Genomic DNA, 22,337 nt, shown 5'->3' on the forward strand with positions numbered 1-22,337 from the left:
TCTGTTCTGGGGTGGTGGCCGACATCAGCCCTGCTCGCTCCTGTCGAGAACCGGCTGGAACTGCTCGGTGGCCTTCTTCAGCTCCGCGGCGGGATCGGCGCCGGCAATCATGTTGGTCAGCGCCACGCCATAGATGTCGCGGAATTCGGTGACGGGGATGATGACCGGCAGCGCCAGCCGGCTGATATTGCCCGAGCCGACCACGGCATCGAGCCAGCTTGCCGGCATGGTTACGCCTTCGCGCACCTTGGGATCCTCCAGCACTGATTTGCGGAACGGAACGCCAGCGCCGGCCTGCAACAGCCGCGCGCCCATGGCTGGCGATACCGCCCACTGGCAGAACAGATAGGCAGCTTCCTTCTTCTCGCTGGCGGCGGTAACGCCAATCCCGTCGCCGAAGGTGCCCGAGGCATGCGCCTTGGGACCCTTGGGCATGACGCCATAACCGACCTTACCGACTACCCTCGACTTTTCCGGGTTTTCCATCGGCGGGGCAAAACCCACACCGTCGAACCACATGCCGATCTTTCCCTGCAGGAAGGCAGACTGTGCTTCGGCCCAATTGAACCCCGTGACGCCCGGAGGGGCGGACTTGGTCATCAATCTTTGATAGAGCTTGGCAGCCTCGACCGCCTCGGGAGCCTCGGTGCGCAGCTTGCCCTTGTCATCGAGCGGCGTCATGTCGTAGCCGAGCATCAGCGACGTCCACACCGGCGTGTTTGCGTTCTTGAGCCCGCGGGCGACGAAGCCGTATGTATTGGTCGAGGGGTCGGTCAGCGCTTCGGCGGCGGCCACCAGTTGCTCGAAGGTCTCGGGGTATTTGAGGCCCTTGGCCTCGAACAGCTCCTTGTTCCAGTAGAGGATCCAGTAGTCCACCGAGAAGGGTAGCGAGCGCAGCACGCCCTGGCCGTCCTTGGCAAACAGCATGCCGGCTTCGGCGAAGTCGCTTTCGACCAGCGCCGGATCGGTGAGCGACGGGTCGGCGAGATAGCCGGCGATGTCGGCCAGCCAGCCGCCCTTCTCGAACTGGCGCTTCTGCACGTGGTAGCTCAGATGCACGACATCGAAGCTCGGCTTGCCCGAGCTCAACTCGATCACCGTCTTCTGGCGCTGCTGCTGCTCGGGCGTTGCCTCGGCATTGACCTTGATGCCGGTCAGTTCCTCGAACTCGGCAAGATATTTCAGGATGGTGTCGCTGCGCGGGCTTTTCACCAGATTGACGTCAAGCGTCGTCCCGGCAAAGCGTTTCCAGTCGACGCCTGCGGCAAAGCCGGGGCGAAGCCCCACAAGGCCGGCAGCGGTTAGCGCTGCGGTTCCGGCAAGGAGTTGCCTCCTGGTTGGGTTGAACAGATTGGACGACATTTCTTCCTCCCGGTTGCTGTCGTTGTGGATGCGCCGCGAACCCGCAGCGCGGCTATATTTCCTCAGATCTGGAGCGCCAGCCGGCGCGCATTGTCGATATGCAGACTGATCGCTTCAACCGCCTTTTGCGGATTGCGGCTCTCCATGGCTTCGATGACCGCCAAATGTTCGCGCATCACCGGCACCACACGTCCGTCGATGCGGAAACGCTCCTGGTGGATCAGCCGGATTTTCACCGAGTTGACCAGGTAGGCCTTGGCGATAATCTCGTTGCCGAGCGCATTGATGAAGGTGTCGTGCATGGCCCAGTCGATGTTCTGGGCCTTGGCTTCCATTTCCGGCGTCGGCGCCTGTCCCAGAGCTTGAGCCAGCATCTCCTCATGTTCGCGCCGCATGCGGGCAAGTTCGGCATCAGAAGCGCTGGCCGTGAATAGCGCCACTGCCTCGCGTTCCATGAACAACCGAAACTGAAACGCCTCGCGGATCAGATTGATGTCGATATGCGCGATCTGCATGCCGCGCTGCGGGATGGTGGTCAGCAGTCCCTCAGCCTCGAGACGCGGGACGATCTCGCGAATGGCACCCAGCGGCAGTCCGGTGAAAGCGACCAGTTCGCGCTGTGACACGAACTGCCCCGGCCGCAGATCACGGGCCAGCAAATGCCGCGTGAAGCTGGCATAGGCTTTCTCCCGGAGAGTAATCGGTTCGCTGCCGTCTTCCACTTCAGCTCGCTTCCTTGTCGGTCAGCCCGGCCTTGTCGGTCAGGCCGCCTCTGTCGCAAACAGCCTGTCGTATGCAGCAGCAAGCTGCCGCTGTCCTTGCGGGCCGATCGCCTCCAGGGGCGGGCGAACCGCCAGCCAGCGCTCGTCGCCGATCTTGCGCGCGACCATAACCTTCACCGCCGGCGTGACTGGGTATTTGAGCAATTCGAGCACGAAGTCCTCGACGCGTGAGTCGTCGCGGCCCTCTTCGACCATTGCGCGGATTTCGCCGGTAACAAAATTAGCCATGCCGGAAATCGCACCCTGTCCGCCGCGGCGCACGCTTCTCGCCAGATGCCGTTCGTCGCCGATGAGGATCACCAGATCGCCGTGCGCTTCAAGCAGCGCCTCACTGTAGCTCCAGTCCCCACCGGAATCCTTCACCCCGGCCACCGCGGCGGGAAAAGCGGTGCGCAGCCGGCCGATCAGCCCAAGCGGGAGCGGCACCATGGTGACTGAGGGGATGTTATAGAGGAGCACGTCGCGCGCCAGCGGACCGAGTGCGGCGAAGACGGCGGAAAACCATCCGAACAGCCCGTCCTCGCCGACATTCTTGAAGTAGCTCGGCGGAGCCAGCAGAATGTTGCGAACGCCGCGCTGCAAAGCGTGCCGGGCCTGATCGGCGGCATCTTCGGCTGCATCGACCAGCACGCCGGTAACGAGCTGATGTGCCGGAATACCGGCCGCCAGCATGGCCTCGATCACGATCCGCCGCTCGTCGGTGCCGACCGAGGCACCTTCGCCGGTGGTGCCGAACAGCGTCACACTGCTGCAGCCGGCGCCAAGGCAGGCTCGGGCATGCGCGATCATCGGCGCGAGCGCTATCTGCCCCGACGGGTCGAAGGGTGTGGTTAGGGCAACCGAAAGACCAAAGTGGAAAGCCAATACGAACTCCGTTGAAATCAATGTGCACGTAGTGTTAGCACACTAACATGTCAGATGTAAACTGGCGATCGGCATCGCCGACTGGCGCTGCCGCGGCAACGCCATCGCCGATCATTTCCCGCGTCTGAGCATCACATAGGCTGCTGTCCCCGAGCCTCTGCGGATTGGCTGGACGAGGTAGCCTAAGCTCGCTCAAGTGGCGACGAGGTGGCCGTCGCCAACATCTTCAAGCTTGAGCTTCCGGGGCTCGTCACCGATGCGCCGCACAGCGCTTGGAATTTCGCTGTCCAAGCGGGCGAACCGGGCGCGCCGGCGGCCTGGATCGGGAACCGGAACGGCTTCGATCAGCCGCTTTGTGTAAGGATGGCACGGGTTGGAGAAGATCTGGTCGCGGGTGCCCATCTCGACGATCTGCCCCAGATACATTACCGCCACGCGATCCGAGATGTTTTCTACCACCGCCATGTCGTGCGAGATGAAGAGATATGCGACGCCAAATTCGCGCTGCAGTTCCTTCAGCAATCTTAACACGCGCGCTTGCACCGACACGTCGAGAGCAGAGACGCTCTCGTCGGCAATGATCAGCTTCGGTCGCAGCGCCAGCGCCCTTGCAATACAGATTCGCTGGCGCTGCCCGCCGGAGAATTCGTGGGGATAGCGCTCCATCTGGTCAGCGGAGAGGCCGACGCGTTCGAATAGGGCGGCGATCTGGGCACGCCGTTGCTCTCTGTCGCCAAGGCCGTGGATCAGCAGAGGCTCGGCGACGAGATCGCCTACTCGCATACGCGGGTCGAGGGACGCGAAGGGATCCTGAAAGATCATCTGCACATTGCGGCGGACAGCCTTGCGCTCCTTTCGGCTGAGTGCCGACAAGTCCTGGCCGCCGATTGAAATGCTGCCGATGTAGGGCACCAGCCCGGCGATCGCCTTGGCCGTCGTCGACTTGCCGCAGCCCGATTCGCCGACCAGCGACAGGGTTTCGTGCGGCGCGATCGAGAAACTGACGCCTTCGACCGCGTGCACCCTGCGGTCAACGCGGCCGAAGAAGCCGCCACGCAGGTCGAAGCGGACGTGAAGATCGCCGACATGTACAAGCTCGGCCGGCATGTTGGCGGCATCTTGTCGGTCTTCGGCCATCCGTCCGCCGCCGATACGCGGCACGGCGGCCAGAAGCTCGCGCGTATAGTCGGCCTGCGGGCGATTGAAGATGTCAGCCGCCCTGCCCTGCTCGACCATCCGGCCGTCGCGCATGACAATGACGCGGTCCGCCATCTCGGCGACGACGCCCATGTCGTGCGTGATCAGGATAACACTGGTGCCGTGCTCGCGCTGCAGGTCGCGCAGCAGCTCCAGCACCTCGCCCTGAACCGTGACGTCGAGGGCGGTCGTCGGCTCATCGGCGATCAGCACATCCGGGTTCAGGGCCAGAGCCATGGCAATCATCACGCGCTGACGCATGCCGCCTGAGAGTTCGTGCGGATAGTGCTCGAGCCGCCGTCCGGCATCCGGAATTCGGACTGCCTTCAGCGCCTCGAGCGCCCTCAGCCGCGAGTCGGAGCGCGGCAGCGAGGTGTGTGCCTCGATCGCCTCCGTGAGCTGACGGCCGATGGACAGAACCGGATTGAGCGATGTCATCGGTTCCTGAAAGATCATTGCAATACGGTTGCCGCGGATGCGGCGCATGCCGCTCTCGCTGAGAGCCGCGAGATCCTGATCGCCGAGCCGGATGGAGCCTGATCTGATGCGTGCCGCCGGCTGCGGCAGCAAGCCCATGATGGCCAGCGCCGTCATCGACTTGCCGGAACCGGACTCGCCGGCGATGCAAAGCGTTTCGCCGCGCATCAGGCCGAATGTCAGGTCGGAAACGACGTCGCGCTCGCCCTCCTCGCCACGCACGGCGACGCTCAGACCTGAGACGCTGAGTACCGGCCTAATGGAGCCACTCTTTGCGGCGGCCTGCCCGGATCGTTTGATGTCCTCCACGTTCATTCAAAGACGCAGCGGGGGAAGTAGAACGAAACCACCCAGTTGGGCATGTCGACGATCTCGCTGATGCGCAGGTCACCGCAAACCGAGACGAGCATATAGGCATCTACCGGATCCATGCCGTAGCGGCCGGAGAGCAGGTCGATCATGTGGGAGACGGCGCTCCTGGCGCCATCCATCAGATCCGGCCCGATACCGGTTGTCACCTCATAGCCCTTGGCGTCGAGATGCCGCGACACCGGACCGGGCGTTGTGAAACGCGGCGTCCGCAGCCGGGCATCCTTGACCAGATCGAGCGTCAGCACGGCATTCATGGGGCTCTCGATTGCCGTGCCGCAGACCTCGCCGTCGCCTTGCGCGGCGTGCGTGTCGCCGACCGAGAACAACGCTCCCGCGACCTCTACGGGCAGGTAGAGCACCGTGCCGGCAGCGAGATCGCGTATGTCCAGATTGCCGCCCACGCGCCGCGGCGGGACCACCGAATGCAGACCCGGCTCAGCCGGGGCATTGCCGATGGTGCCGGCGAAGGGCTTGAGCGGCACCCGGCCGCTCTTGCCGAACAGCGCCGGCTCGAGCGAGGCGGCGTCGTACTTCCAGATATTCAGTGCCGGTTGAGTGAAGTCATCCGCCAACAAACCGAATCCCGGGATATTTGCCGTCCACCCGAAGCCGGACGGCTTGAACGCCTCGATAGTGATTTTCAGGGCGTCGCCCGGCTCCGCCCCGTCGACATAGATCGGCCCAGTGACCGGGTTCACCTTGGCAAAATCGAGCACAGCAACGTCGTCGACGGTGCTCTCCATCGTCAGCTGCCCGCCGGACGAGTCCAGGCACTGGAACTCGATCGTCGACCCTGGCGCCACTCGTTCGGCCGGGACAAAGGAATTGTCCCAGCCGAAATGATGGTGGCGCCCATGGATGGTGTAGTCGCAGCTATTGCACATCGGTCACATACACATTGTCGTAGTTGATCGGGATGTGGACCGGGTCGACATAGAGGTTGTCGGCGCCACCCATGCGGGCTGATTTCATGGTGAAACGCTGCTCGTTGAAAACCGGTGCCCAGGGCGCGTCTTCCATGATCTTGCCGTAGATCTCACTCCACATCTTGGCGCGCTCGCCAGCCTTGGCCGGGTCGACGATGGAGTCGGCTTCGGCTGCCTTGGCGTCGAGGTCCTTGTTGCAATACCACGACCAGTTCCAGCCGCCCGGGACGGCACCAGCGCAGCCGAGGATCGGGCCGTAGAAGTTCGACGGATCGGGAAAGTCGGCGATCCAGGCCATGCCGCCGGACCAGATCATCGGCGCACCGGCCTTGTCGCCGCCGGCGGCGATGACGTTGGCCTGCGCTAGCGACTGGATACTGGCCTTGATGCCGACCGCCGCCAGATCCTGCTGAATGGCCTGCGCGATGCGCGGGTTGGGATCGGTGTTCATGGCAAACAACTGCGTGTCAAATCCGTCGGGATGCCCGGCCTCGGCAAGCAAAGCCTTGGCCTTGCTCACGTCATAGGGATAGCCCTTGAATTCCTTGTCGTAGCCAGGCATCGACGGCGGCAACGGCTGATTGGCCGGCACCGCACGGTTGTTGATCAGCTGGACGATGCGGTCCTTGTTGATCGCCATGTTGACCGCCTCCCGTACCTTCACATTGTCGAAGGGCGCCATGGTGGTATTCATGGTGATATAGCCGGTGTGCAACTGGCCGCCCTCGACGACACGGGCCTTCTGCTCGGGATCGGCCATCACCTCCTGGAATTTCGCCGGGGGAATGCCGTCGCCGGGAACGTCGATCTCGCCTTTCTGCAGCCGCAGCAGCGCCACGATCGGCTCCTGGCCGATCTCAAAGGTGATCTTGTCGAGATGCGGCAGACCTTTGTGCCAGTAATCCGGGTTGCGCTCGAAGACCACGCGCTGGCCGAGCGTCCATTCGGCGAGCTTGAAAGCGCCGGTTCCGACCGGATGCTTGCCGAAATCCGCGCCGTATTTTTCGACCTCTTCCTTCGGCACGACGTGCGAGAAGTTGATCGCCATGACATGCAGGAAGGTGGCGTCGGGCCGGGTCAGCTCGAACTTGATCGTGTAGGGATCGACGACGGTTATGCCGGCCAGGCTTTCCGCCTTGCCGGCAGCGACATCGTCATAGCCTTTGATCGAGCCGAAGAAGCCGGCACCCGGGCTCTGTGTTTTTGGATTGGTGACCCGGTCGAGCGAATATTTCACGTCGTCGGCGGTCATCTCGCGGCCGTTGTGGAATTTCACTCCATGGCGCAGCTTGAAGGTGAAGGTCTTGCCATCAGGCGCAATCTCGTAGCTCTCGGCAAGGTCGGGCCGCAGGTTGGTGGTGCCCGGCTCGTAGTCCATCAGCCCGTCGAACAGGCTCTTGATCATCGACCAGTTCTGCCAGTCATAGCCGATGGCCGGATCGAGCGTGGCGACGTCGTCCTTGTAGGTGATGGTGATCGCGCCGCCCTGCTTGGCATTCGGATCGACAATGTCTTCGGCGCGTACGCTCGTCATGCCAAGCACCAGCGCAAGCGCCGATGCTGCCACGGTGGATATCAGATATCTTCTCATGTCATGTTCCCTTTCTCTGGTGTTCTTGGTTTTCATCTGAGCTTGATGCGTGGGTCGATGAACGGTGCGACAGTGTCGGCCAGGAGATTGCCGAGCACGATGGCAAAGGCCGAAACCAGGGTGACCCCCATGATGATCGGAATGTCGATGCGCTGAATGGCCTGCCAGGCTAGCTGGCCGATGCCTGGCCAGCCGAACACGCTTTCGACAGCCACGATGCCGCCCATGAAGATGCCGATATCGATGCCGATCATGGCGATGACCGGCAGGATGGCGTTGGGCAGCGCGTGCCGGAAGATAATGGCGCTGCGTGCAAGACCCTTGGCACGCGCGGTACGCACGTAATCCTGGCGCAGCACGTCGATCATCGACGAGCGCATCATGCGGGCGTACCAGCCGGCGCCAAGAATTCCCATGGTCAGCGACGGCAGCACCAGATGACGCCAGGTGCCGTAACCGCCGATCGGGAACCAGCCGAGCTGCACCGCGAATACATAAAGCAGCAGCAGGCCGACGACGAACTGCGGTGCCGAGACGCCGACGAAGGAGGCGACCATCAGCGACTGGTCGGTGGCGGTGCCACGCTTGATGGCGGCGATGAGGCCCATCGTCAGCCCGATCATGACTTCGCAAGCAATGGCGCCGACCATCAGCAGCAGGCTTGCCGGCAGCCGCGAGACGATAAGCTCCGTGACCTCCGAACGCTGAATGTAGGAGCGCCCCAGATCACCGCTGAGAAGGCTGGTCAGGTAGTGCCAGTACTGGACGACAAAGGGCTGGTCGAGACCGAGCTGCCGGCGGATGCTCTCGACCGTCTCGGGCGTTGCGCTGCGGCCGGCGATCTGGCGGACAGGATCGGCGGGCAGCAGATAGAGCAGCGCAAAGGTGATCAGGGAGACGCCGAGCAAGATGAGAACCGACTGGACAACGCGGCGGCCGAGATAGGCGATCATGCCCGCCCCCTTTGCGTCGGATCGAGGATGTCGCGCAGCGCGTCGCCGACCAGGTTAAAGGCTAGCGCCAGCGCCAGGATCGCCGCACCCGGAAAGAAAACAAGCCAGGGCGCTGCCTGAAAATAGGTTTGATTTTCGAAGATGATGTTGCCCCAGGAAGCAGTCGGCGGTTGCACGCCGATGCCGAGATAGCTGAGCGTCGCTTCCAGAAGTACCGTCGTCGAGATGCCGAGCGTGCCCCAGACGATGATTGTCGGCAAAAGGTGGGGCAGGATATGGCGAAACAGGATACGTGGAGCGCTTGCGCCGATGGTGCGCTCGGCATCGATGAACTCGCGCTCGGAGAGCGAACTTGTCTCGGTATAGATGACGCGGGCGGTCTGCACCCAGTTCACCAATGCGATCACCATGGCGACGATCCACAGGCTCGGCTGGAGCACCGCCGCCAGGCAGATGGCGAGCAGCAGCGCCGGGAAAGCCATCATCAAATCGGTGAAGCGCATAAGCGCGCTGCCGATCCAGCCGCGGAAATAGCCGGCGGTGATGCCGACCAGCGTGCCGATCAGAAGCGCCACGCCATTGGCGACGATGCCGATGATCAGCGACGTGCGCGCGCCGAATAGGAGACGCGTCAGCAGGTCGCGGCCAAGCAGGTCGGTGCCTAGCCAGAACTGGGCTCCCGGCGGCAGTGGCGCGCCTTCAAGCGTGAGCCCGTCGAACATCTGCTCGTTCGGATCGTAGCCTGTCAGCCACGGTGCAAGAATGGCGCCGGCCAAGACAAGGGCAATAATCCCGAGGCCGAGCAAAGCGAGAGGCCGTTTTAGCAGACGTCGCCAAACGCCGGCGCGAGGCTTGGCTGGCATACGCCCGGCAGCTGAAAGCTCAGGCGCGATCGGATTGGTCATCGTCGCCTTCTTCTTGTGTCATCGCCACGATCCTGCGCGCGGCTTCCTCGACGCTGATTTGCCAGCTCATCGCCAGCGAGCGGAGCTGCGCATAGGCACGGCCGTCCTCGGCGCCCTTCGACAAGGCCTCCACCGCGCGTACGATGGTCTGGCGCTCCGCGACCCGCTGACGAAGCGAGGCGATCTCGCCGGCCAGAAGCTTGCGCGCCTCGAAACTCTGCCTTGCGATCAAAAGCGCGCTATAGACGCCGGCATTGCCGACCGGTTTCAGCAATTGGGCATCGGCCTTGTGCGACAGTGCCCATTCGACACGCCCCGGCGCCTCGGAGCCGATCAGCGCTATCAGCGGCATCGGGGCCTCGCCCGGCTTCCACGGAAATTGCTCGTCAAAGCCGAGGTCGACGTCGAAGAAGACGAAGTCCGCCGCCAAGGCTTCGGCCGGCAGTTCCGGCCAGAAGCCAATCGCCTCAAGGCCGATGGCCGACAATTGCCTTGTGATCGCCTGCACGGTCGGATGTGGACGATGCAGGACAAAAGCCCTGGCACCTCCAAGGTTCGGGATACGCGCCATCTTGCTCACGACACCACCCGCAGGCGTGGCCGCCCGAACGTCTCCGTCCGGTCATAGCGGGAAAGGTAGGGATCGGGTGCCACGCCCTTCGTCAGCGTGACCGTTTTGAACGATGTTCCATCGATACGTCCGATCTGCACCGGCAACGTAGCATGCTGGGTTTGCGGGTCGATGGCGATGTCGCCCAGCGGCGTTCGAAATGATGTTCCGGCAAAGACCTTGGGAAGGTCCATCCATTGTGCACCGGGGTTGCGGGTGAGTATCTCTGCGAGCGTACGCACCGAGGCATAAGCCGCCGCCTCGAAGGATGAGGCAGGCATAACGGAAGACACTGAAGCCGCTCCGCGATCCGCGCCCGAGATGTCGTGAAAATAGGGCCCAACCGAAAGATGGCCATCGCCTGCCCCGTTGAGCGCCGGCAATTCGCATTCCGTGAGATTGCAGGACAGGATCGGGCAACGCTCCGGCCTGAAATGCGGGTCGCGCCGGCCAAGCTCGGCATAGGCGGCGATAAAGGCATAGGACGAAGGGCCGATGAGATTGTTCAGAATGAAATCAGGTCTCGTCGCCTGTACCTCCGCGATCAGCCGCGCAACGTCGACCTCGCCGAGTGGCAGATAGCGTTCGCCCAGCACCTTGCCGCCGGCGTCCGCAATCAGGTCGCGCGCCACACGGTTGGTCTCCCAACCCCAGATGTAGTTGGAACCGAGCAGGAAGCCGTCGGCGCCGAAACGAGGCACGACATAGGCAAGCAGCGGTACGAGATGCTGATTGGGGCAGGCGTGCGTATAGACGACGTGCTCGTTGGCTTCGAAGCCTTCGTACGGGCAGGCGTACCACAGCGTGCCGCCTGCCCTTTCCAGGATTGGAATGACCTCCTTGCGGCTCCACGAGGTGACGCAGCCAATGATGTGACGCGCGCCACTGTTGGCGAGAATGTCCGCGCAGCCGCTTGCATACCGATCGATGTTGCCCTGCGGGTCGCGCTCAACCGGGACGAATTCGAAGGGGACAGCGGGATCGGCATTGACGTCCGCGATGGCGTTCACCGCGCCCGCGCGGCAGGAGTCGGACACCAGCCGGTAGTTGCCGGACCGCGAATAGAGAATGCCGATCTCGATATGCCGTTTCAAGCAAAGCCTCAAAATGACAATGCCCCGCAGCCACCGCCGCAAGGCGAGGCATACGAGGCATTCTTGCCGCCCGGCGGCCAGAGCCGGTATTTGTCCTCACCGTATTCCGCCCGCGCTCCCAGTCAAGAGCCGCCGCACGAAACTTTGGCTAGCCGCAACGGTTCGACGTGGAGCACGCAACTCACGCCGGTCGTATGGAGTCCGCCAGGAACCAAAATTGCTGATGCCCAGGTATGAGCCCGGACAACCAGGTTCGCTACCATTCAAAGCAACGACTTTAATATCGGTTTACCTGAATCTGCTAGCAGCAATGACGCCGGTTTTTCGTCGGTCAAGCAAAGGGTTCACCTTGCCGCAGCAATTCAGCATTCCGTTCGGTCACCCGGGCGATCGCAACTGGCCGAGGTTCCACGGCTTCATGGGCGTCGAATTGGAACGCGCGCCCGATGTTCTCGTGCCTCGTGTCGCCTTGGCCCGGAAGCTCGGTGGGTGGAACTTTGGTGGCGGGAGCCGGGCTTGAGCGTCATTCGCGCCTTGCAAGGCGCCGATCTCCCAGCAGTCGCGAACATGTTTCAACGCGTGCTGCTGAAGGAAAGGACCGAAGCGCCGGCCTCTCTCGTGGAATACATGAAACGGTTTTATCTGGATGCGCCCGGTTGCGGAGATAGCCTCCGGTCGCTTGTCCACGTCAACGACGCCGGTCGTGTCTCCGGGTTTGTCGGTGTTCATGTGTTGCCGATGACGTTCAACGGCCGTCAAGTACGCGCCGCCATCTGTAGCTCGCTCATGGTCGAGGACCATGAGCACGACCCGCTGGCCGGCGCCCGCTTGCTGAAAGCTTACCTGGATGGTCCGCAGGACATCTCCTTCAGCGAGACGGCCAACGATATCTCGGTGAAATTGTGGACCCGGCTGCGCGGCGTGGTCCTGCCGCAATACAGCCTCGACTGGGTGCGTGTGATGCGGCCAGCGACCTTCATGCTCAGCCTTTCCGCCAATCGCATGGAGCTTGCCCGAGTGCTCAATCCGTTGGCGCGTGCCGTCGACCGATTCTATTGCAGGAGGATGACGTCCAGCGAACGACGCTGGTCGGGTGTGGCGGCGGACGGGGCAGGTCACGGGGGATTTCGCATGTCCGAAATCGACAGCCACACATTTGCCAAGCTAATCGAGCCGTTTATCGCGCGTTTCGCGCTACGCCCGGAATGGACGGAAGACCAACTCAACCACATCCTGACCGATGCCGCACAAAAGCCGGATCTGGGCGAGCTTGTCTACGTTTGCGTGACGTCGCCAGTCGGCACCAATGTCGGCGCTTTCGCCTATTACGCACGGAAGTATGAAATTGGCCGCGTGCTGCAGATCCTCGCCCTGCCCGGCCAGGCGGGCTCCGTGATAGACTGCCTGATCGATCATGCCGCCGCGCGCGGCGTCAGCGGCCTGCGCGGACGTGTTCAACCTGCACTTCTAGAGGCGATGCTTGGACGACGGATCGCTTTCCTGACCGTTGCTTCAACGGTGGTGCATTCACGTGATCCAGAGCTGTTGGACGCCATGAAGAACTCGCAAGTTTTCCTGAACGGGCTTGCGGGCGAGCAATGGAGCCGGCTGATCGGCACCCGTTTCAGCTAGAGCGGGATGCATGCAAATCGAACCGTGCACACCGCTCTACCTGTTTGTCAGGTGCCGATTTCCTCGACGACATCAACGAGTTGCGGACGCTGGTGCAGATAACGCGTCGCCCTGCGTTTGGCGATGATATCGGCCCAGACGCTTTCCACTTGTGTGGCGGCCAACCCCGCCGCCTGCCCCACTACCTCAGCCGCCACGCCGTTGTTGAGACCGTAAAGGCACAGATCCATGCGGTCATAAGGAAGCGAGAAGTAAAACTCCTCCTGGGTCTGCGCCAGCGAGTAGGTATCGGTGGTCGGAGGCCGGTTAAGGATTTCCTCCGGAACACCGAGATGGGCCGCAAGCGCATAGACCTGCGTTTTATAGAGATGGGCGATCGGCTTGACGTCCGCGGCGCCGTCACCGTTCTTCACGAAGAAACCCTGATCGTATTCCAGCCGGTTCGGTGTTCCAAGAACGGCGAAATTCAGGCGGTCGGCGTGATAGTATTCAATCTGCTTGCGGGTGCGTTGTTTCATATTGGTAGCGGCGACGACGCCGAGATAGACAGGCAGCGGCATTCTCAGTTTCGTCTGCTTGCCGTCCGGATCCTGCACCACCAGAGATGAGATGTTGTAACCCCCGCCCTCGAGCGCGTTCGCGATGACGATCTTCGAGGCCCAGCCTTCGCCGTATTCCGGGACCACTTCGCGGATGAAGGCGTCGCGACGCTTGTAGCAGCCCATTGCGCGCAGGATCGGCCCTATATCCTCCGTCACAGCCTCGACACCGAAAGTTTCGGCGACGAGGCGGCCGAGCCGCAGGCTTTCAGGATCGGAATCGCTCTCCGGCATGAACAGGCAAAGCACATTCTTGGGCCCGACGGCTCGTGCTGCCAACGCGACCGATACGCTCGAATCGATCCCGCCCGAAAGACCGAGCACAAGGCCTCGCTTGCGAAGCCCGCGCAACTGCTGGCGTAAGGCCGTTACGATACGGTCCGTTTCGGTGATCAGGTCGATTGCCAGAGCCTGCGCCAGAAAGGTCCGCGCATCCTCGGTCGGGCGAACATTCATTGCGCGGCCTCCATGGTTTCTGCCGCAAGCCGACGGCTGACCTTGCCGGTATCGGTCTTCGCCAGTTCCCGGCGGAACTCGATGACCTTGGGGACCATGAAGTCCTCAAGGTGGCGTGCACAGTGACGGATGATATCCTTTTCGCTGAGCGCCGGGTCGGACCGTACGATAACTGCGCCGATCGCATGCCCGAGCACGGGATCCGGCACACCGACAACCACCGCTTCCGCGATGCCCGGATGAGCGTGAAGCACGGCTTCCACCTCCTTGGGCGCCACCTTCTCTCCCCGCGACTTTATGATGTCGTCCTTGCGGCCGACGAAATAAAGAAAACCTTCCTCATCGACCCTGAACAGATCGCCGGTGTAGAGAACCTTCTCCCAAGGGTTCGGACCCGGGCGCAGGGCTCGTGCCGTCGCAGCTTCGTTTCGCCAATAACCCTGCATGACGTGCGGCCCGCGAATGATCAGCTCGCCTGCTACGCCCGGCGGCACCCGTTGCCCGTGGTCGTCGACGACAAAGGCTTCGGTGTTCGGAATGGCTATTCCGACCGAGCCCGGCCGGCGGTCGAGCTCCTCGGGCGGCAGATAGGTGCAGCGCTTGCATTCCGTCAGGCCATACATCGAATAGAGCCTGACACCGGGGAAAAGGAACCGAAGGCGTTCTATGTGAGAGGGCGGCAAGGCAGCCGCCGTGTTGGAAATATAGCGAAGGCTGGGCAGGAAGCCCGGCGCCAGATCACGCATCTGCAGGATCATCGCTGCCATCGTGGGCACGAGCGGAAGCCCGGTCACTCGTTCCTGGCGGATGCGTTCAAAGACGGCCTGGGGAAAGGCGAAGGACTTCTCGAGCACGAGCGTGGCGCCGAGCCTGACGGCCATCAGCAGCTGATAGAGGCCGTAGTCGAAGGCGAGCGGCAGAACATTCAAGATGATGTCGTCGGGCGAGTTGCGCAGATAGGTGGTGATGGAGTCGGCCGCCGCGTCGCAATTGCGGTGCGTCATCATCACACCCTTGGGCCGGCCGGTCGAGCCCGAGGTGTAGATCAACATCGCAAGATCGACGTCAATGCCGCGATGGTCAATCTCCCTGGCTTGAAACGTCAAGCAATCCGCCAGGGATGTGGCTCCTGCCGGGCATTGGTTATCGGCAGCAACGGTGGAAGCCACGAAGATACCGGTCTTGCCGGAGTATCTTGACGCCTCCGCGACCACGGGCATCAGTTTTGCTTGAGTGAGAATCGCGGCCGCATCGCAATCGGTGATAATGTAGGCCAGCTTTTCGGCCTTAGTGGATGCGTTGATCGGACTGAAAGTCGCGCCTGCTTTAAGAACCGCGAAAATCGAAACCGCAGCCTCCCAGCAATTGTCCATGAAGATCAGGACCCGGTCGTCGCGCCTGACGCCATTCATGAAAAGGGCGGCGGCCAGGCGGCTCGAGAGATCGTCCAGCTCTTCGTAGCACAGCCTTTTGTGCTCGGTGATCAATGCCGTTTTGGCTGGATGGGCAGCGGCTTTCGCCGTCAGAAAATGTTCGATTCGCACGGACGCTCCTCGCCGATGGCGCCTACGCTGCCAGCGCTTCTGCTTTTGCCTTGATGAAGGCTGAGATGCGGTCAATCGAATCCAGATTGGCCGGTACGATGTCGGCATCGACCATCGCTATGCCGAAATCATCCTCTATAAATGCCACGAGCTCCAACACGGCCGTCGAATCGATGATGCCGTTTTCGATCAGTGACGCGGAGTCCGCAAGCTCGTAGGACGTGTCGCCGAACAAGAAGTTGTCGACGATAAAGGTTTTGACCTTGTCCTTGATTGCTACCATGATTTTTCATTCCCTCGATTTCTCAGGCCGCTCGTGCTGCACCGACCTTTTCGCCGGTGAAAATCTTCTGCCACAGCTGCGTCGACAAAATGCCGACGAAAGCCGCATTGTCGCGGAATCCGGACGCGGGCTGCAAGCGGCATTTCTCGTGCAGGTTCGCCACCGCCTTGGCGTTAAATAGTCCTCCGGCGGCGATGCTTGCCTCGCTCAACGAGTCGCGTATGTAGTCCAGTTCTCCGGGTCCAACGAAGGAGCGGGCTTCCGGCGCCCGGTAAGGCTGTTTGGTGCGCTCGCTGATGGCCGTCGGAAGCAGGTGCTTGGCAACTTTGCGCAGTATGTGTTTTTCCACCAGTCCCTTGAGCTTCATCTCCGGCGGAAGTCTTGCCGCAAACTCCACCAAGCGATGGTCAAGGAAGGGGAAACGCCCTTCGATACCATGCGCCATGGCCATGCGATCGCCCTGGCTGGAGAGGATGTAGCCCGGCAGGAGAAAGCGGGTTTCGAGATATTGCGCTTGATGCAGCGGATGCCACCGGGAAAACGCCTCAGGCAACCGGCCGGCCAGTTCCTCGGCTGCGTCGTAGCCCTTCAATGTCGCACGCAGGTCACCGGAGAAAAACATCTTGGCCGCTGATGTGGTCTTGAAACGCGGCCGATGCGAGAACAGCGGATCGTCCAGGGCTGCGCTGCCGGTGCCGAAGAACGCGGCCAGGTACTCTACGGACTGCTGCTGCAGACCTGGCAGATAGGGATAAAGCTTCCGGAACAGCTGTGGTCTTATGCGCGATGCCGGCTGTCGTCCGCAGAAACGGCGAACCCGCGCTTCCTTGAAGACATCATAGCCGGCAAAGACTTCGTCGGCGCCTTCGCCTGTCAGCACCACTTTCAAACCGGCCTGGCGAACGAGGCCGGACAGTTGATAGAGGGGGGCCGGGGCGGTGCGGATGATCGGCCGCTCGGTAAAGCGGATGACTTCGGGAAACACGCCGGCGATATCACCGGCACGACAGGCTATGGTTCGATGGCGCGTGCCAAGTGCTGACGCCATTTCGGTCTGGAAGGCGCTTTCGTCATGCTCGCCGCTGTCGAACGTTACGGAAAATGTCTGCAGCTTAAGAGGAGTCATGCCGGCCGCGAGTGCCGAAACGAGGGATGAATCGAGCCCGCCCGAAAGGTAAGAACCGACCGGCACGTCGGCGCGCATGCGAAGCCTCACCGCGTCGGTCAACAAGGTCCGCAGTGCCTCGGCCGCGTCGTCCTCATTGGTGATCTTCGATGGCGCATCTCGATGAGGATAGTCCAGATGCCAGTATGGTTTGACCGTCACTTGCCCCTCGGTCGCGATCATTACGCTTGCCGGCTCCAGCTCGTGGATATCCCGGAAAGCCGTGCGTGGCGCGATCGGCGCCCAAAGCGTAAAGATCTGGTCGAGTGCAATCGGATCGATTTCGGCAGAGATGCCGGGTACCTTCAGCAGGGCTTTTATCTCGGACGCAAAGTAGACCACCCCGTCCTTGCTGGTGTAGAACAGCGGCCTAACACCCATGCGGTCTCTTGCAAGCACCATCCGCCGCCGCCGGCTATCCCAAATCGCGAAGGCGAAATCACCGTTCAGGAGCGGGAGGCAGTCTTCGCCCATCTCCTCATACAGCTGCAGGAGAACCTCGGTGTCGCTCGACGTGCGGAAGCGTCGGCCTTTGGCCAGCAGCCCTTCGCGCAATTCCACGTAATTGAAAATCTCGCCGTTGAACGCAATCGTCAAATTGCCGGTTTCGTCGGACATCGGCTGCTGGCCATCACCAATTCCGATCACCGACAGCCGCGCATGCCCGAGTCCAGCCTCGGGCGCTACGAATTTGCCTTGTTCATCCGGTCCGCGATGGGCGATCGCGGACGTCATGCGCGCAAGCAAAGCTTCCGCATCCCGGACTGAACCGAAATAGCCCCCGAATCCGCACATCCACACAGCTCATATTGAACAGCAAGCCACGAAACATAGCCGTCATAAGCGCCTCAAAGGTTAATCGGATACCTTTCAGCGAGCATGTGGTTAACAGGATGTTAGGACAAAACGATGCTTTTGCGGACCGGCTTGTGCCCACTCCAGGTGTCCCGCTTGAAGGCGTCACGGCGAGTGGTGCAAATCACTGCTTCGAGTATGGCCGGTACCAGTCGACAAACTTCTTCAGCCCGTCCTCTATCGAAACGCTAGGCCTGAAGCCGAAATCCCGCTCCAGCGCGCTCATGTCGGCGTAAGTCTTCTCGACGTCGCTCGCCTGCATCGGCTCGTTGTGGCGGATTGCCTTGACCTTGAGCAGCCTTTCCAGAATGTCGATGAAGTCGCCCAGACGCACCGGCCGGTTGTTGCCGACATTGTAGAGCCTGTTCGGCGGAACGTCGGCTGCCGGCGGCTTGTCGAGCACGGCGACGACCACCTTAACCACATCGTCTATGTAGGTGAAATCGCGCCACATTTCGCCATTGTTGAAAACCCGGATCGGCTTGCCCTCGAGCATCGCCCGGGTGAACATCCAATAGGCCATGTCGGGGCGGCCCCAAGGACCATAGACCGTGAAAAACCGCAGGCCGGTCTGCGGTATGCCGAACAGATGGGCGTAGGTGTGGCTCATCAACTCATCGGTTTTCTTGGTGGCGGCGTAGAGCGAAACGGGCTTGTCGACCTGATCGGCTTCGCTGAACGGCACGCTGCGGTTGCCGCCATACACCGAGCTCGACGAGGCATAGACCAGATGCTCGAATGCCGGCTCGGCGCGACAGAATTCGAGCACTTCGAGGTGGCCCATGACATTGGAGCGGACATAGAGCCGCGGATTGTCGAGTGAGTGACGCACACCGGCCTGCGCGGCGAGATGCACGATCCTGACGATGCCTTGCCCGGCCAGAGCAGCCGCAAGCGCGCCCTGTTCGGCAATATCGAGCTGGTGGAACGAAAAATCCTTGCGGGGCAGAAGGCGGGCAAGCCGCCCCTTTTTGAGCGCCAGGTCGTAATAGTCGTTCATGTTGTCGACGCCGACGACCGCTTGTCCCCGGTCGAGCAGATAGTGGCAAACGTGACTGCCAATGAACCCCGCGGCACCGGTGACAAGTATAGGCAACAAGCTTCTCCACGCGCATAGCCGGGCCGGTATCTGGAGCGGCAGATCCGGCCCATTTCGTCGTGCTATAGTCGAAAGCCGAGGTGGAGACCACCATTAAGCTGATGCGTCAGCTTGCCTCGCGCATGGCTTCGGCCGCCTGCAGGTCAACCGACACCAGTTGGCTGACGCCTTGCTCGGCCATGGTTACCCCGAACAGCCGGTCCATGCGCGCCATGGTGATCGGGTTGTGTGTGATGATGACGAAGCGCGTTTCGGTGGTTGCGGCCATTTCGTCCATCAGATTGCAGAAGCGTTCGACATTGTGGTCGTCGAGCGGCGCGTCGACTTCGTCGAGCACGCAGATCGGCGCCGGATTGGTCAGGAACACGGCGAAGATCAGCGACATCGCCGTCAACGCCTGCTCGCCGCCCGACAGCAGCGTCATCGTCTGCGGCTTCTTGCCGGGCGGTCGCGCCAGGATCTCGAGCCCGGCTTCGAGCGGATCGTCGGACTCGATCAGTTGCAGCTCGGCGGTGCCGCCGCCGAACAGATGCGAAAACAGCCGTTGAAAATGGCCGTTGACCACCTCGAAGGCAGCGAGCAGCCGCTCGCGGCCTTCACGGTTCAGGCTGTGGATCGCCTGCCGCAGCTTACGGATCGCCTCGATGATGTCGTCGCGCTCGGAAACGATGGTCTCCAGCCGGTCCGACAGTTCCTTCTGCTCTTCTTCGGCGCGCAAATTGACGGCGCCCAACCGTTCGCGCTCGACCTTCAGCCGGTCGAGCTGACGCTCGATCTCGGCCATTTCGGGCATCGGGCTGTCGGGTTCGAGGCCGGTGTGGCGGATCACCAGATGCGGCGGCGTGTTCAGCGTTTCCTGGATGCGCGCTTCGACTTCCAGCCGACGCTCGTCGGCGGCGGTCAGCCGCTCTTCGGCGCGAACACGCGTTTCGCGCGCTTCGGCGAGCGATTGGATGGCAGCGGTCGCAGCCTTGTCCAGCTCGGACTGCCGGTTCTCCGCTTCCTGCAAGCGGTCGCCGGCAGCCTTGCGCAGGCTTTCGGCCTCGGCGAGCTGCGACAGCAAGGCGCGCCGCTTGGCGTCGATCTCGTCGGGTGCGTCGGCCAGCCGCTCGCGCTCGGCCTCGGCCTCGGCCTTGCGTTCGCCGAGCGCTGCGATCTGCGTCGACGCGTTTTCGGCGCGCTCCACCCAGTTGCGCCGTTCCGCGCCGATGGCGTCGAGCCGGCGCGCACGTGCCTCGGCTTCCCGCTTCAGGCCCTCGTGAACGGCGCGCGCATCGGCAAGGGCGGCGCGGTCGCGGGCGACGTTGGCGGCCGACTGGTCGAGTTGCGACTGCAGATCGCCGAGATCGGGCGCGTCCTGCAGCAGCATTTCCGCCTCGACGAATGCTGTCGCCGTTTCCTCATGGCTGTCGACAATGCGGGCGCGCGCCTCGTCAAGTGCTGCACGCCGGCTCGACAGTTCGCCGCCGGCCTTTTCGGCCTCGGCCAGCGCATTGCGAGCAGCGTCCAGCCCGTGCTGGGCGTCGCGCCCGGCCTGTCGAGCGGAGCGTTCGGCTTCGCTCGCCTGGGCAAGCGCCTGTTCGGCCCGGGCAAGAGCCTGTTCGGCGTCGCGCAGTATGCGGGTGGCATGGATCGCTTCGGCGTCGAGTTCGGCCAGCCGGTTTTTCTGCGCCAGCCGCTGCGCGGCGGCGGTCGGCGCATCGGAGCTGGCGGTAAAGCCGTCCCAGCGCCACAGCGCGCCTTCGCGGCTGACCAGCCGTTGACCGGGGGCAAGCAGCGTCTGCAGCCTTCTTCCGTCGGCGGCTTCGACAATGCCGATCTGGGCCAGCCGGCGGGCCAGCTGCGCCGGCGCGCGCACCACGCTGGCGAGGCTCTTTATACCTTCGGGCAACGCGGCGTCGCCGGGCTGGATTTCGCTCTGGCCCCAATGCACCGGCGCGCTGCGGTCGAGCGGCACGTCGAGATCTTCGCCAAGTGCGGCACCCAGCGCCGTCTCGTAGCCGCGCTCGACGCTGATCTGCTCCAGCACCGAGGGAAACAAGTCGCCGCTCGCAGCATTGAGGATCTTGGCAAGCGTGCGGGCCTCGGTTTCGATCCGCGCCAGCTCGGCCTTTGCGTCCTGAACCGGTGGGCGGGCAGCACCTTCGCCCGCACGCGCCTCGGCGACCGCCCGTTCGGCTGCAATCGCTGCTGCCTCGGCCCCTTCGAGCAGTGCCAGCGCCTGTTCGACCAGCAGCCGCTTCTCGGCGGGATCGGGCAGGCCGGCGACCCTGGAGACGATCTCCGACAATTCGCGGTCGACATCTGCAAGCTGGCGGCCAAAGCGGTCGCGGCGCTCGGCGGTATCGCGCAGCGTCCGTTCGATCTGGTTGCGGGAGGCGGCAGCCTCCGCCCGTTCGGCGGTCAGCGCGGCGAGCCTGGCCTCGCTAGAGGCAAGCGTCGATGCCGCCTGCTCGAAAGCCGCGCGGGTGCTGGCCTCACGCTCGGCGGCGCCGGCGTTTTCGGTGTTGAGCGCGGCTTCTTCGGCAGCGAGACGTTCGAGGATATCCGCATTGTCGCGGACCATGCGCTGCTCGCGGGCAAGGTCGTCATCAAGCTGTTGCAGTCGGCGGTCGAGCTCTGCCTGGCGGGCGCGGATGCGGCCTGCCTCTTCCTCGATCTGCGCCTTGGCGATCGACAGACGCTGGAAGGCTGCGGCGGCTGCTGCTTCCGCATCGCGCAGGTCCGGCAGCCGGTGGGCGTTGATGCCTTGTTCCCTGGCGGCAGCCATCTGGGCAGCAGCACGGTCGCCGACCAGCGCGGTGGCAATCGCCAGCGCCGAACGCGCTTCGCCTTCCTGCGTCTTGGCCAGCGTCCAGCGAAGATGCAGCAGCGTCGCTTCGGCTTTGCGGATGTCGGCCGACAGGTTCTTGAAGCGCGAGGCTTGGCGGGCTTGGCGTTTCAGGCTTTCGATCTGGCTTTCCAGTTCGCCGACAACGTCGTCCAGCCTTTCGAGGTTCTGTTCCGCCGCCTTCAGCCGCAGCTCGGCTTCGTGGCGCCGTGTGTGCAGGCCGGAAATTCCGGCTGCCTCTTCCAGCAGCGCGCGGCGCGCCTGCGGCTTTGCCTGGATCAGCTCGCCGATGCGGCCCTGCCCGACCATCGATGGCGAACGCGCGCCGGTCGACTGGTCGGCGAACAGCAGCTGCACATCCTTGGCGCGGGCTTCCTTGCCGTTGATGCGGTAGAGCGAACCCGCCTCGCGTTCGATGCGGCGCGAAACCTGCAACTCGTCTGAATCATTGAAGGCCGAGGGCGCGCTACGGTCGCTGTTGTCGAGAAAAAGCGTGACTTCAGCGGTGTTGCGGGCCGGTCGTGTTCCGGAACCGGAAAAGATGACGTCGTCCATGCCGGACGCACGCATGTTCTTGTAGGAGCTTTCGCCCATAACCCAGCGCAGCGCCTCGACCAGGTTCGACTTGCCGCAGCCATTCGGCCCGACGATGCCGGTCAGGCCGCGTTCGATGACGAACTCGCCGGGTTCTACGAAGGATTTGAAGCCGAGCAGGCGAAGGCGCGAGAACTTCATTCGCGC

At 62.7% G+C, this 22,337-nt stretch carries 17 protein-coding genes; 1 reads left to right on the forward strand and 16 read right to left on the reverse strand.

Features of this window, described 5'->3' with window-relative positions; all coding sequences use genetic code 11:
* Nucleotides 1-24: 24 nt before the first annotated feature.
* From NKJ84_RS02415 to NKJ84_RS02460, 10 genes are all read right to left on the reverse strand, one after another.
* Nucleotides 25-1,362: an ABC transporter substrate-binding protein gene (locus NKJ84_RS02415; RefSeq protein ID WP_352476697.1), complete on the reverse strand. Its 1,338-nt coding sequence runs from the start codon at nt 1,360-1,362 to the stop codon at nt 25-27.
* A gap of 62 nt (nt 1,363-1,424) precedes the next feature.
* Nucleotides 1,425-2,084, reverse strand: a complete 660-nt coding sequence (locus NKJ84_RS02420) for a GntR family transcriptional regulator (RefSeq protein WP_352505190.1) — start codon at nt 2,082-2,084, stop codon at nt 1,425-1,427.
* Between the two features lie 39 nt (nt 2,085-2,123).
* Nucleotides 2,124-3,008, reverse strand: coding sequence for a dihydrodipicolinate synthase family protein (locus NKJ84_RS02425; RefSeq protein WP_352505191.1), 885 nt, complete (start codon nt 3,006-3,008; stop codon nt 2,124-2,126).
* Between the two features lie 192 nt (nt 3,009-3,200).
* Nucleotides 3,201-4,997, reverse strand: a complete 1,797-nt coding sequence (locus NKJ84_RS02430) for an ABC transporter ATP-binding protein (protein WP_352505192.1) — start codon at nt 4,995-4,997, stop codon at nt 3,201-3,203.
* Nucleotides 4,994-5,938, reverse strand: a complete 945-nt coding sequence (locus tag NKJ84_RS02435; protein ID WP_352505193.1) for an acetamidase/formamidase family protein — start codon at nt 5,936-5,938, stop codon at nt 4,994-4,996. Before NKJ84_RS02435 ends, NKJ84_RS02430 begins: the two co-directional genes overlap by 4 nt.
* Complete coding sequence (locus tag NKJ84_RS02440) at nt 5,928-7,571, reverse strand: ABC transporter substrate-binding protein (RefSeq protein ID WP_352505194.1); 1,644 nt, start codon at nt 7,569-7,571, stop codon at nt 5,928-5,930. The genes NKJ84_RS02435 and NKJ84_RS02440 overlap by 11 nt, the downstream gene beginning before the upstream one ends.
* Before the next feature lie 32 nt (nt 7,572-7,603).
* On the reverse strand, nt 7,604-8,524 hold the full coding sequence (locus NKJ84_RS02445; RefSeq protein WP_352505195.1) for an ABC transporter permease: 921 nt from the start codon (nt 8,522-8,524) through the stop codon (nt 7,604-7,606).
* Nucleotides 8,521-9,387, reverse strand: coding sequence for an ABC transporter permease (locus NKJ84_RS02450; protein WP_254818659.1), 867 nt, complete (start codon nt 9,385-9,387; stop codon nt 8,521-8,523). The genes NKJ84_RS02445 and NKJ84_RS02450 overlap by 4 nt, the downstream gene beginning before the upstream one ends.
* A 19-nt stretch (nt 9,388-9,406) precedes the next feature.
* Nucleotides 9,407-10,009, reverse strand: a complete 603-nt coding sequence (locus tag NKJ84_RS02455) for an ANTAR domain-containing response regulator (RefSeq protein WP_352476692.1) — start codon at nt 10,007-10,009, stop codon at nt 9,407-9,409.
* On the reverse strand, nt 10,006-11,133 hold the full coding sequence (locus NKJ84_RS02460; protein WP_352505196.1) for a transporter substrate-binding protein: 1,128 nt from the start codon (nt 11,131-11,133) through the stop codon (nt 10,006-10,008). Before NKJ84_RS02460 ends, NKJ84_RS02455 begins: the two co-directional genes overlap by 4 nt.
* Before the next feature lie 516 nt (nt 11,134-11,649).
* On the opposite strand from NKJ84_RS02460, the gene NKJ84_RS02465 reads away from it, so the two are divergent.
* The gene (locus tag NKJ84_RS02465; RefSeq protein ID WP_352505197.1) at nt 11,650-12,765 is read left to right on the forward strand and encodes a hypothetical protein; all 1,116 of its coding nucleotides are present in this window, start codon (nt 11,650-11,652) and stop codon (nt 12,763-12,765) included.
* 47 nt (nt 12,766-12,812) lie between these two features.
* Here NKJ84_RS02465 and nadE read toward each other — a convergent pair whose 3' ends face one another.
* From nadE to smc, 6 genes are all read right to left on the reverse strand, one after another.
* Nucleotides 12,813-13,820 (reverse strand): NAD(+) synthase, encoded by a 1,008-nt coding sequence (gene nadE / locus NKJ84_RS02470; RefSeq protein ID WP_352505198.1) that lies wholly within the window; start codon nt 13,818-13,820, stop codon nt 12,813-12,815.
* Nucleotides 13,817-15,364, reverse strand: coding sequence for a class I adenylate-forming enzyme family protein (locus NKJ84_RS02475; RefSeq protein WP_352505199.1), 1,548 nt, complete (start codon nt 15,362-15,364; stop codon nt 13,817-13,819). The genes nadE and NKJ84_RS02475 overlap by 4 nt, the downstream gene beginning before the upstream one ends.
* 22 nt (nt 15,365-15,386) lie before the next feature.
* Entirely contained in the window at nt 15,387-15,650 is a 264-nt protein-coding gene (locus tag NKJ84_RS02480) for an acyl carrier protein (RefSeq protein WP_254818658.1), read from the reverse strand.
* Between the two features lie 19 nt (nt 15,651-15,669).
* Nucleotides 15,670-17,607 carry an asparagine synthase (glutamine-hydrolyzing) gene (gene asnB, locus NKJ84_RS02485; RefSeq protein WP_352505200.1) on the reverse strand — a complete coding sequence of 646 codons (1,938 nt, stop codon included), beginning with the start codon at nt 17,605-17,607 and terminating at the stop codon, nt 15,670-15,672.
* A 184-nt stretch (nt 17,608-17,791) separates the two neighbouring features.
* Nucleotides 17,792-18,763 (reverse strand): NAD-dependent epimerase/dehydratase family protein, encoded by a 972-nt coding sequence (locus NKJ84_RS02490; RefSeq protein ID WP_352505201.1) that lies wholly within the window; start codon nt 18,761-18,763, stop codon nt 17,792-17,794.
* A 109-nt stretch (nt 18,764-18,872) separates the two neighbouring features.
* Nucleotides 18,873-22,331, reverse strand: coding sequence for a chromosome segregation protein SMC (gene smc / locus NKJ84_RS02495; protein WP_352505202.1), 3,459 nt, complete (start codon nt 22,329-22,331; stop codon nt 18,873-18,875).
* Nucleotides 22,332-22,337 lie beyond the last annotated feature (6 nt).

Origin of the sequence: Mesorhizobium sp. M0048 (genome assembly GCF_040323405.1) — a bacterium.
In the GTDB taxonomy this organism is placed as follows: Bacteria; Pseudomonadota; Alphaproteobacteria; order Rhizobiales; family Rhizobiaceae; genus Mesorhizobium.

Coding starts and splice junctions, on each gene's coding strand:
- NKJ84_RS02415 (WP_352476697.1), bottom strand. CDS start 1,362: ATGTCGTCCAATCTGTTCAACCCAACCAGGAGGCAACTCCTTGCCGGA.
- NKJ84_RS02430 (WP_352505192.1), bottom strand. CDS start 4,997: ATGAACGTGGAGGACATCAAACGATCCGGGCAGGCCGCCGCAAAGAGT.
- NKJ84_RS02435 (WP_352505193.1), bottom strand. CDS start 5,938: ATGTGCAATAGCTGCGACTACACCATCCATGGGCGCCACCATCATTTC.
- NKJ84_RS02440 (WP_352505194.1), bottom strand. CDS start 7,571: ATGAGAAGATATCTGATATCCACCGTGGCAGCATCGGCGCTTGCGCTG.
- NKJ84_RS02445 (WP_352505195.1), bottom strand. CDS start 8,524: ATGATCGCCTATCTCGGCCGCCGCGTTGTCCAGTCGGTTCTCATCTTG.
- NKJ84_RS02450 (WP_254818659.1), bottom strand. CDS start 9,387: ATGCCAGCCAAGCCTCGCGCCGGCGTTTGGCGACGTCTGCTAAAACGG.
- nadE (WP_352505198.1), bottom strand. CDS start 13,820: ATGAATGTTCGCCCGACCGAGGATGCGCGGACCTTTCTGGCGCAGGCT.
- asnB (WP_352505200.1), bottom strand. CDS start 17,607: ATGTGCGGATTCGGGGGCTATTTCGGTTCAGTCCGGGATGCGGAAGCT.
- smc (WP_352505202.1), bottom strand. CDS start 22,331: ATGAAGTTCTCGCGCCTTCGCCTGCTCGGCTTCAAATCCTTCGTAGAA.